This is a genomic window from Mesorhizobium sp. M2C.T.Ca.TU.002.02.1.1 (assembly GCF_003997225.1).
Genome location: NZ_RZTO01000146.1, coordinates 1 through 10,105, shown reverse-complemented (window position 1 = coordinate 10,105; position 10,105 = coordinate 1). Strand labels below are relative to the sequence as shown.

Genomic DNA, 10,105 nt, shown 5'->3' with positions numbered 1-10,105 from the left:
GGTCCGCAGGCCCCCGACGTCATCGACGTCGGCCTGGCTTTCGGCCCCTCGGCCAAGAAAGACGGCCTGTTGATGCCTTACAAGGTCTCGACCTGGGATTCGATCCCCGACAGCGCCAAGGATGCCGACGGCGCCTGGTACGGCGACTATTACGGCGTTCTGTCGTTCATGGTGAACAAGGATCTGGTCAAGAACGTTCCGGCCGACTGGGCCGACCTTCTGAAGCCGGAATACGCCAACTCGGTTGCGCTCGCCGGTGATCCGCGCGCGTCGAACCAGGCGATCCAGGCCGTCCACGCTTCCGGTCTGTCGACCGGCGCCGCTGCCGGTAAGGCCGCGGGCGAAGCCGGCCTCGACTTCTTCAAGAAGCTCAACGCCGCCGGCAACTTCGTTCCGGTCATCGGCAAGCCGGCCACGCTCGCGCAGGGTCAGACGCCGATCCTGATCAACTGGGACTACAACAACCTGTCGGGCCGCGACACGCTGAACGGCAACCCGCCGACCGACATCGTCATCCCGAAGACCGGCGTCGTCGCCGGCGTGTACGTGCAGGCGATCAGCGCCTACGCGCCGCATCCGAACGCCGCGAAGCTGTGGATGGAATACCTCTATTCCGACGAAGGCCAGATCGGCTGGCTGAAGGGTTATTGCCACCCGATCCGCTTCAACGACCTCGCCAAGAACGGCAAGGTTCCGCAGGAGCTGCTCGACAAGCTGCCGCCGGCAGACGCCTATGCCAAGGCCGTGTTCCCGTCGCTCGACGAGCAGGGCGCTGCCAAGGAAGAGATCACCAAGGGCTGGGACTCGGTCGTCGGCGCCAACGTCAAGTAAGTCGATGCTCTTCCGGGCGGCCTTGCGCCGCCCGGATTCCATTATTGAAGGCAGTCAGGCATGACCGATATCAGCCTTTCAGGACCGTCCGCCGCCGGTAAGACCATTCCGCCCGGCGCGCGCGCGATGCGTCTGCCCACGCAATGGCTGGGCGTCGCGCCTTTCATCATCTTCGCGTTGATGTTCCTGATCCTGCCGACGCTCTATCTCATCATCGGCGCGTTCCAGAACGCCGACGGCGGCTTCACGCTGCAGAACATCGCCGATCTCGCGCAGCCGACCATCGTTGCCGCCTACTGGATCTCGATCAAGGTTTCCGTCGCCTCGTCGCTGCTTGGCGCCTTCATCGGCCTCGCCATCGCCATCGCCATCGTGCGCGGCGGCCTGCCCAACTGGACGCGTTCGGCGGCGCTCACCTTCTCGGGCGTCGCCTCGCAGTTTGCCGGCGTTCCGCTGGCCTTCGCCTTCCTGGCGACGCTCGGCCGCCTGGGCCTGCTCACTGTGCTCTTGCGCTCGATCGGCTTCGACCTCTATCAGCACGGCTTCAACGTGCTGTCCTTCTGGGGCCTGACGCTGACCTATCTCTATTTTCAGATCCCACTGATGGTCGTCATCATCGTGCCGGCGATCGACGGCCTGAAAAAGGAATGGGGCGAGGCCGCCGCGACGCTCGGTGCCACCCAGTGGCAGTACTGGCGCATGGTCGTCATTCCTGTCCTGTGGCCGAGCTTCCTCGGCACCTTCATCCTGCTTTTCGCCAACGCCTTCGGCGCCATCGCCACCGCTTATGCGTTGACCGGCTCGTCGCTCAACATCGTGCCGATCGTGCTCTATGCGCAGATCCGCGGCGACGTGCTGCACAACGCCAATCTCGGCTATGCGATCGCCTTCGGCATGATCTTCATCACCGGGCTCGCCAATGTCTTCTACATCTGGTTCCGGACCCGCTCGGAGAGGTGGCTCAAATGAAGTCGGGTAAGTTCTGGGCCTGGCTGACGTTCATCCTCGGCGCCGCCTATTTCTTCATTCCGCTGATCGCGACGCTGGAATTCTCGATGCGCATGAAGCGCGGCGAATATTCCTTCGAGGCATACCGCGTCGTGCTCGGCGATGCGCGCTTCCAGGAATCCTTCACCTTCTCGGTGGTGGCCGCGATCTTCACCATCATCCTCGGCGTGCTTCTGGTGGTGCCCACCGCCTACTGGATCCGGCTGCGCCTGCCCCAGCTCAGGCCGATCGTCGAATTCGTCACGCTGTTGCCGCTGGTCATTCCCGCCATCGTCATCGTGTTCGGCTATATCCGCATGTACGGCTCGAGCTCGCCGCTGCCGTTCCTCGCCAGCGGACTCGGCACCAACGCATTGCTCGTCATCGGCTATGCGACGCTGGCGCTGCCTTACATGTACCGCGCCGTCGATACCGGCCTTCGCACCATCGACGTCAGGACGCTCACCGAAGCGGCGCAGATCCTCGGCGCCGGCTGGACGACGATCATCGGACGCGTGATCCTGCCCAACGTGCTGATCGCGGTTCTGTCCGGCGCCTTCCTGACCTTCGCCATCGTCATCGGCGAGTTCACCGTGGCCAGCCTGCTCAACCGGCCGGCCTTCGGCCCGTATCTGCAGAACATGGGCGCCAACCGCGCTTACGAGCCGGCGGCACTTGCCATCATCGCCTTCGCCATTACCTGGGGCTGTATGTCGCTGATCCAGGTCCTGTCCCGCTTCGCGCCGAAATCGGCGAACCGCCCTAATTGAGCGAAAGAGAAAGCCATGGCTGAGCCATTCCTCTCAATCCAGCACGTTCGAAAATCCTTCGGCGCCACAACCGTGGTCCAGGACTTCAATCTCGATGTCGAACCGGGCGAATTCGTCTCCTTCCTCGGGCCGTCGGGCTGCGGCAAGACGACGGTGCTGCGCATGGTGGCCGGTTTCGAGGAGCCATCGGCAGGCAAGATCGTCGTAGCCGGCAAGGATATCACCCGGCTGAAGCCGAACCAGCGCAATGTCGGCATGGTGTTCCAGGCCTATGCGCTGTTCCCGAACCTGACGGTGGCGCAGAACATCGCCTTCGGCCTCAAGGTGGCCGGCATGTCGAAGCCGGACGCGGACAGGCGCGTCGCCGAGATGCTCGACATGATCAAGCTGCCACAGATGGCCGACCGCTATCCCTATCAGCTTTCCGGCGGCCAACAGCAGCGCATCGCGCTCGCGCGCGCCATTGCGCCGAAGCCGAAGCTGCTTTTGCTCGACGAGCCGCTGTCGGCGCTCGACGCCAAGGTGCGCGTGTCGTTGCGCGAGGAAATCCGTTCGATCCAGAAGAAGCTCGGCATCACCACCATCTTCGTCACGCATGACCAGGAAGAAGCGCTGTCGATCTCCGACCGCATCGCGGTGATGTATGGCGGCAGGGCCGAGCAGGTCGGGACGCCGTTCGAGATCTACAACCGGCCGGCGACCAAATTCGTCGCCAATTTCGTCGGCACGCTCAACGTGCTGGAGGGCAAGGTCACCGACGCTTCCACGGGCAAGGTGCAGGTCAACACCCAGGAAGTCTCGCTCAAGGGCAAGCTCAACGGCTCGAAGTCCGGCGATACGCTGTCGCTGGCGCTGCGGCCGGAAGCGATCTCGCTGGCGCGCCAGCCCGGGCACGACACCAGCCTGTCGGGCGAGATCGCCGAAGTGCATTTCCTCGGCTCGGTCATCCGCGTGCGCGTCGGCATCGGCGGCAACACGGTTTCGCTCGATACCTTCAACAATTCGACGACGCCGCCCCCGGTCGTCGGCGACAAGGCGGATATTTCGTTCTCGTCGGGCGATATGCTGGTTCTGCACTGACGGCTCTGGCCGTCCTGATGCCGATAAGACATGCCAGACGGCCCTCGGTGGTATACGGGCGCCATCGGTTTGTCCTGCGAGCACACCCTATGAGGCAGCGCGGGTTTGCCGGATAAATCAACAGCATCCTGACTCGAAGGTACTGCCAAGCTTCGCGCTTCGCCGCTACGATAAGGCATGGCGCTGTTCGAACTCACCCTTGTCCTGCTTCTGATCGCCGTCGCGCTGACGGCGCTGTCGCGGCGGCTCGAGGTGCCTTACCCATCGCTGCTGGCGCTTGCGGGCGTTGGGCTTGCCTTCGTGCCGGGCGCGCCGGTGATCGAGATCGATCCGGAACTGGCGCTGGCGCTGTTCATCGCGCCGGTGCTTCTCGATGCCGCCTATGACACCTCGCTGCGCGACCTGAAGCGGTACCGGCTGTCGCTGGTGCTCCTGGCGCTCGGCGCGGTCGTCTTCACCACGGTGGTCGTTGCCTTCGTCGGTTGGAAAATGGCCGGGCTGCCGATCGCGGCGGCGATCGCGCTCGGCGCCATCGTCGCGCCGCCGGACGCGGTCGCGGCAAGTGCCGTGCTCAGCCAGTTCAAGGTGCCGCACCGCATCACCGCGATCCTGCAAGGCGAGAGCCTGCTCAACGACGCCACGGCGCTGCTGATCTACCGGATTTCGGTCGCGGCAGCCGTCGGCACGCTCATGCTGAAGGACGCGGTGCCGGTCATCCTGCTTGCGACGGTCGGTAGCGTTATCGCCGGCTATCTGTTCGGCCGCGTCTCGCTGTTGGCGCTTACCCGCATCGAGGACGCGGCAAGCAGCACCGTTGTGCAGTTCGCCGGAACCTTCGCCGTCTGGATCATTGCCGACAAGCTCGGCCTTTCCGCCATCATCACAATCGTCGTCTATGCCATCACCATCGCGCGCACCGCGCCGCGCCGGATGTCGGCGAGACGTCGCGTCAGCACCTATTCGGTCTGGGAGTCGGCGGTGTTCGTGCTCAACGTGCTGGCTTTCGTGCTGATGGGCCTGCAGGCGCGGTCGATCGTCGGCCGTCTCTCCGGCGACGGGCAAGGCGGAGCATTCCTGTTCGCCGCAACGGTGCTTATCGTCGTCATCGTGGCTCGCCTCGTCTGGGTGGCGGGTTACGTCGCGGTCATACGCTGGTTCGCCCGCTCCGGCGGCGAAGACAGAAGGCAGGATGCGCCGACATTTCGCGGCGCCGTGCTTGTCGGCTGGTGCGGCATGCGCGGGCTGGTGACGCTGGTGGTGGCAATTGCCTTGCCGGCCAATTTTCCTGGGCGCGACCCGATCGTGCTTGCCGCGTTCGCTGTCGTGCTTGGCACGTTGGTCCTGCAAGGGATGAGCCTGAAGCCGCTTCTGCGCTGGCTCAATTTCGAGCGGGATATGACAATCGATCGCGAAGTAGCCGAGGCGCGCGTCGCCATCATGCAGGCCGCGCTCGATGTGCTGAGCCGCAAGACTTCGGCCGCTGCCGCCGTCGTGCGCGAGCAGTATGAGGCGCAGCGGCGGGTTGCGGAAAACCCCGACGACGCGCAAGCCGCGACGGAATACGACCGGTTGCGCCTTTACGCCATCAAGCGGCAGCGCGACACGCTGGAGGAACTGCGCAGCAACGGCACGATCGGCGACGAGGCCTACCACCGGCTGGAAGAGGAAATCGACTGGTCGGAACTGGCGGCGTCGCCCGCCGGAAGCTTCCAGCCGCTGACGACCTATTAGCGCGGTTCGCCGGGTTCCATTGGACTATTCCACTTGTCCTGCCGGTCCATTGCAACGCAAGGGGCCTGGCGCTAGAGCGTTTCACCTGAAACGGCGAACCGTTCTATCTCTTTTTTCTCGACGCAATTCCGGACGGAAAGGTTACGGCGAAGACGCCGAACTTAAACGCTCACACTTTTCCTGGAATTGCGCTACTGCGATCGCCAGAAGTGAGCCGGTTAATCAATGAAGCTGATCAGCTACAACATCCAATACGGCTACGGCAGCGACGGGCGCTATGATCTCAGCCGCTGTGCCAGGCTGGTGGATGGCGCCGACATCGTCGCGCTGCAGGAAGTCGAGCGGCATTGGCAGCGCACCAATGAGGACGATCAGCCCGAGATCCTGTCCAGCTTGCTGCCCGATTATTACTGGGCCTATGGCCCCGCCTTCGACATGGATGCCAGCGAGAGGCGCGACGGCCGCATCGTCAATCGCCGGCGGCAGTTCGGCACGATGGTGCTGTCGAAGCTGCCGATCGTCTGGTCGCGGCTGCACACGCTGCCGCTGCGGCGCACGCTGAGGCCGCTCAACACCCGCAACGCGGCGCTGGAGTGCATGATCCGTACGCCGGCGGGACCAGTGCGCGTGCTCTCGCTGCATCTTGCCCATATCGCGGCCGAGGAGCGGCTGGAGCAGATCGACTATCTCAATGCCGAGCATCGTCGCGCGCCATCCGACGGCGGCCCCTGGGGCGGCGTCGACGACGAGCCGCGGCGCAACTGGTCGAACGGCCAGCCGGAACCGGAAAACCCGGTGGCGGCGATCTGGCTGGGCGATTTCAACATGGAGCCAGGCAGCGCCGAATACCGGCGCATCGTCGGCAATGCCCCCTATCACCGCGGAGCTGCCTATATCGACGGATTCGTCGATGCCGCTTCCGTCGCCACCGAGCCGGGACCGGACTTCCATACGCACGAAAAGATCATCGACGGCAGGCTGGCCAAACGACGGCTCGATCATTGTTTCGTCGGCGGCATGCTGGCCGGGCGCGTGCGTTCGGTCAGCGCCGATATCGGCGAGGTGGCTTCCGACCATTTTCCGCTTCGGGTCGACATCGATCTGGAAACGCCGGGCATCGGCTCAAGTCTGGCGGGCAAGTGAGGCGGGGATGACGCTGTTCGTCTTCCTGGCGGTGCTTTCGGCGGCGGCCATGCACGCGATCTGGAACGCGCTGGTCAAGGTCCATCTCGACCGCTTCCTGTCGATCACGCTGATGACGCTCGGCATGGGCGCCGCGGCGCTTGTGGCGCTGCCCTTCGTCGAAGTGCCGAAGGCCGAGGTCTGGCCATTCATCCTCGCCTCGGTTTTCTTCCACATGGGCTACCGGACCTTCCTGATCGGCGCCTACAAGGCGGGCGATTTCGCCCAGACCTATCCGCTGGCGCGCGGCACCGCGCCGCTGCTCTCGGCGCTGGGCGGCATCATCGTGGTCGGCGAGGTCCCGGCGCCCTTCGCCATCCTCGGCATCGTGCTTCTGTCGGCAGGCACGCTGGTCATGTCGTTTCGGGGTGGGGCGCATCTGGAGAAGCTCAATCTGCGCGCGGTCGGCTTCGCGCTCGCCACCTCGATCTTCATCGCCAGCTACACGCTTTCCGACGGCAGCGGCGCGCGGCTGGCCGCAACCGCGCAAAGCTACGCGGCCTGGCTGTTCGTCTGTGATGCGGCGTGGGCGCTCGTGCTGTGCATTGCCTTCCGCGGACCGCGGTCGCTTCCGGTGCTGGCGCGCGACTGGAAGGCCGGGCTGTTCACCGGCGTGCTCAGCGGCGCGGCCTACTGGATCGTGATGTGGGCAATGACCAAGGCGCCGATCGCCTCGGTCGCGTCGCTGCGCGAAACCTCGATCCTGTTCGCCATGCTGATCTCGGTGCTGGCGCTGGGCGAGAAGATGACGGCCTGGCGCGCGGCCGCGGCGCTCGGCATCGTTGCCGGCGTCGCCGCGCTCAGGATGGGTTGAAAACAGATACTCAGCTGAGCACGGTCATCACCTGGCCGCGCTTTTCCGGACTGAAGCGGATGACGACGATGATGCAGACGGCGACCACGCCGGCGAACAGGGCCAGCGCATAGCCGTAGCTGCCTCCCGGCGCTTCGGCGATCCCCGCCTGGTAGGGGCCGCCATAGGAAGCCGCCAGATTGCCGGCCTGGTAGATGAAGCCGGGCAGCGTCGCCCGCACCGAGCCCGGCGACAATTCGTTGAGATGCACCGGGATGACGCCCCAGGCGCCCTGCACCGCCACCTGCATGATGAAAGCGCCGATCGCCAGCATGAAGGGCGTGGTCGTATAGGCCCAGAGCGGAATTGCCGGCAGGGCGATCACGCAGGCGAGCGTGATGGCGTTGATGCGGCCGATCCTTTCCGACAGCGCGCCGAAGGCCAGGCCGCCGACGATGGCGCCGATATTGGCGACGATGGTGATCCAGCTCACCGTGTGCGTGTCGAAGCCGTGCTGCTTCTTCAGGAAGGTCGGATAGAGGTCCTGCGTGCCATGGCTGAAGAAGTTGAAGAACATCATCAGCACCACGGCATAGAGCGCGATGCCCCAGTGCTTCCGCAGCGTTTCGAGGAGGCCTGGCCGCGTCTGGGTACGGCCTTCGACGAAGGCCGGCGATTCCGGCACATGCGAGCGGATGAACAGCACGACCAGGGCCGGCACGAAGCTCAGGAGGAACATGGCGCGCCAGCCGAAGGTGAAGTCGCCGATCTTCTGCCCGTAGAGCAGGCCATAGACCACCGCGGCCAGCAGATAGCCGGTCGGATAGCCGCATTGCAGGATGCCCGAGACCGTGCCGCGTGCGCTCGGCGGGATGGATTCCATGGCAAGCGAGCTGCCCAGGCCCCATTCGCCGCCCATGGCGATGCCGAACAGCGCGCGCAGCGCGAGGAATACGCCGAGGTTGGGCGAGAAGGCGGCTAAAGCGCCGATCACCGAATAGCTGACGATGTTGAGCATCAGCATGGGCTTGCGGCCGTATTTGTCGGCAAGCATGCCGAAGAAGAACGCGCCGATGAAGCGCGTCGCCAATGTCAGGAACAGTGCTTTGGAGACCGCCGGCACGTCGGTCTGGAACTCAGCGGCAATATCGGTGAGCAGGAATGTCAGCAGGAAGAAATCAAAAGCGTCGAGCGTCCAGCCGAGAAACGATGCGACTACGGTTTTCTTCTGCTCAGCGGTGAGGTCCAAGGCGGTGCTCCTTTTGCATTCCCCAAAAGGAGCGATATGTTCCACGGCGGGCAAAAGAGAACGGGACAGCAGCCGGTTTTAAGCCGGCGAGCGGTCACATTTGCGTCACCTCGAGATCGATGACCATCAGCCCCTCGGTGCCGCCTTCGAGGGCGGCGACAAGGCGCGCGCCGGCGCGCTGATGCGCCTCGTGCACCAGATAGGCGTCGCGGGCGGCGGCATCGCGGAAGTCGATGGTGAAGCCGTGGCCGAAGCCGCGCGCAAAGGGTTCAGGACTGACATTGGCGCTGAACTCTACCTTGCCCATGCCGTCGATGACGGCGCGCAAGGCTTCGAGGTCGGCATGGATCGCCGCGCGCTCGGTTTCAGGAACGTCGTCGCGAAAGCGGACAAAGACGCAATGCCGGATCATCATTCTTGCCTCATGCCGCCTGGTTGCCCTTGAACACGGCTGGCGGCAGCGGCTCGCGGCCGAGGATGAGGTCGGCGCCCTTTTCACCGACCATGATGGTCGGCGCATTGGTGTTGGAGGAGGGAACGCGCGGCATGACCGAGGCGTCGCAGACGCGTAAGGCGTCGATGCCGCGCAGCCTCAGATCCGGCGTCACCACGGCCATCGCATCATGGCCCATGCGGCAGGTGCCGACCGGGTGGTGGTCTGTCTTGGACGTGCGGCAGGCATAGTCGAAAAGGTCGGCGTCGCTCTGCAGGTTTGGACCCGGAAGCACCTCGCGCAACACATAGGGCTGCAGCGCCTTCTGGCGCATGATCTCGCGCGCCAGCCGCAGGCCCTTGATCGACATGTCGCGATCATAGGGATCGGACCAGTAGTTCGGATCGATCAGCGGATGGTCGGCCGGGTCGGCGCTCTTCAACCGCACGGTGCCTCGCGAGCGAGGACGCAGGAAGGCGGAGTTGAGTGTCACCCCGGGGTTCTTCAGCTTCTCGACGCCGGCCTCGATGCCGGAGCCGAGACCGAGATGGAACTGGATGTCGGGCGAGGCGGCCGTCGGGTCGGCGTACCAGAAGCCGCCGGTCTCGAAAAGGCTCGAGGCCACGGGACCCTTCTTGAGCAGGAGATACTGCAGCCCGGCCCATAGCGTGCGGTGCAGCTTGGCGTAGTTGTCGTAGGTGTGGTCGCCGGTGCATTCGGCGATCACGAACAGGTCGAGATGGTCCTGCATGTTGGAGCCGACGCCGGGCAGGTCATGCACCGGCGTGACCCCAACCGACTTCAGATGGTCGGCCGGGCCGATGCCCGACTGCATGAGGAGCTTGGGCGAGCCGATGGCGCCCGACGAGACGATCACCTCGCGGTCGGCGCGCAGGATCGTCTTCTCGCCGCCCGGCTTGTCGACGATCTCGACGCCGACGGCGCGGCCTTTCTCTACGACGACGCGGGTGACGAGCACGTCGGTCCTGACGGTCAGATTCTTGCGGGCGCCGATCGGCTTCAGATAGGCGACGGAAGCGGATGAGCGC

At 64.7% G+C, this 10,105-nt stretch carries 10 protein-coding genes; 7 read left to right on the top strand and 3 right to left on the bottom strand.

Annotated features, from left to right (window positions below; genetic code table 11):
- The 7 genes from EOD07_RS10655 to EOD07_RS10625 all read left to right on the top strand — a co-directional run.
- Positions 1 to 831, top strand: an 831-nt coding sequence (locus EOD07_RS10655) for an ABC transporter substrate-binding protein (protein WP_164772163.1), incomplete at its 5' end; no start/stop codon positions are given.
- Positions 832 to 891: 60 nt separating this feature from the next.
- Positions 892 to 1,800, top strand: coding sequence for an ABC transporter permease subunit (locus EOD07_RS10650; RefSeq protein ID WP_041004825.1), 909 nt, complete (start codon positions 892 to 894; stop codon positions 1,798 to 1,800).
- Positions 1,797 to 2,588, top strand: coding sequence for an ABC transporter permease (locus EOD07_RS10645; protein WP_127235410.1), 792 nt, complete (start codon positions 1,797 to 1,799; stop codon positions 2,586 to 2,588). Before EOD07_RS10650 ends, EOD07_RS10645 begins: the two co-directional genes overlap by 4 nt.
- A 15-nt stretch (positions 2,589 to 2,603) precedes the next feature.
- A complete protein-coding gene (locus tag EOD07_RS10640) occupies positions 2,604 to 3,668 on the top strand; it encodes an ABC transporter ATP-binding protein (RefSeq protein WP_073988166.1) in 1,065 nt (354 codons plus the stop codon).
- 177 nt (positions 3,669 to 3,845) lie between these two features.
- The gene (locus tag EOD07_RS10635; RefSeq protein ID WP_127235409.1) at positions 3,846 to 5,399 is read left to right on the top strand and encodes a sodium:proton antiporter; all 1,554 of its coding nucleotides are present in this window, start codon (positions 3,846 to 3,848) and stop codon (positions 5,397 to 5,399) included.
- Between the two features lie 225 nt (positions 5,400 to 5,624).
- The gene (locus tag EOD07_RS10630) at positions 5,625 to 6,542 is read left to right on the top strand and encodes an endonuclease/exonuclease/phosphatase family protein (protein ID WP_127235408.1); all 918 of its coding nucleotides are present in this window, start codon (positions 5,625 to 5,627) and stop codon (positions 6,540 to 6,542) included.
- Between the two features lie 7 nt (positions 6,543 to 6,549).
- Positions 6,550 to 7,395: an EamA family transporter gene (locus tag EOD07_RS10625; protein ID WP_127235407.1), complete on the top strand. Its 846-nt coding sequence runs from the start codon at positions 6,550 to 6,552 to the stop codon at positions 7,393 to 7,395.
- A gap of 10 nt (positions 7,396 to 7,405) precedes the next feature.
- Here the strand turns inward: EOD07_RS10625 and EOD07_RS10620 are convergent, their stop codons facing one another.
- The 3 genes from EOD07_RS10620 to EOD07_RS10610 form a co-directional block, all read right to left on the bottom strand.
- Positions 7,406 to 8,623: an MFS transporter gene (locus EOD07_RS10620; protein ID WP_127235406.1), complete on the bottom strand. Its 1,218-nt coding sequence runs from the start codon at positions 8,621 to 8,623 to the stop codon at positions 7,406 to 7,408.
- Positions 8,624 to 8,717: 94 nt separating this feature from the next.
- Positions 8,718 to 9,035 carry a Dabb family protein gene (locus tag EOD07_RS10615; RefSeq protein WP_127235411.1) on the bottom strand — a complete coding sequence of 106 codons (318 nt, stop codon included), beginning with the start codon at positions 9,033 to 9,035 and terminating at the stop codon, positions 8,718 to 8,720.
- Positions 9,036 to 9,045: 10 nt separating this feature from the next.
- Positions 9,046 to 10,105, bottom strand: a 1,060-nt coding sequence (locus tag EOD07_RS10610) for a GMC oxidoreductase (RefSeq protein ID WP_206519453.1), incomplete at its 5' end; no start/stop codon positions are given.

Excerpts from the sequence above, each read along its gene's own strand:
- EOD07_RS10650 (WP_041004825.1), top strand. The coding sequence starts at position 892 with ATGACCGATATCAGCCTTTCAGGACCGTCCGCCGCCGGTAAGACCATT.
- EOD07_RS10615 (WP_127235411.1), bottom strand. The coding sequence starts at position 9,035 with ATGATCCGGCATTGCGTCTTTGTCCGCTTTCGCGACGACGTTCCTGAA.
- EOD07_RS10630 (WP_127235408.1), top strand. The coding sequence starts at position 5,625 with ATGAAGCTGATCAGCTACAACATCCAATACGGCTACGGCAGCGACGGG.
- EOD07_RS10640 (WP_073988166.1), top strand. The coding sequence starts at position 2,604 with ATGGCTGAGCCATTCCTCTCAATCCAGCACGTTCGAAAATCCTTCGGC.
- EOD07_RS10635 (WP_127235409.1), top strand. The coding sequence starts at position 3,846 with ATGGCGCTGTTCGAACTCACCCTTGTCCTGCTTCTGATCGCCGTCGCG.
- EOD07_RS10625 (WP_127235407.1), top strand. The coding sequence starts at position 6,550 with ATGACGCTGTTCGTCTTCCTGGCGGTGCTTTCGGCGGCGGCCATGCAC.
- EOD07_RS10645 (WP_127235410.1), top strand. The coding sequence starts at position 1,797 with ATGAAGTCGGGTAAGTTCTGGGCCTGGCTGACGTTCATCCTCGGCGCC.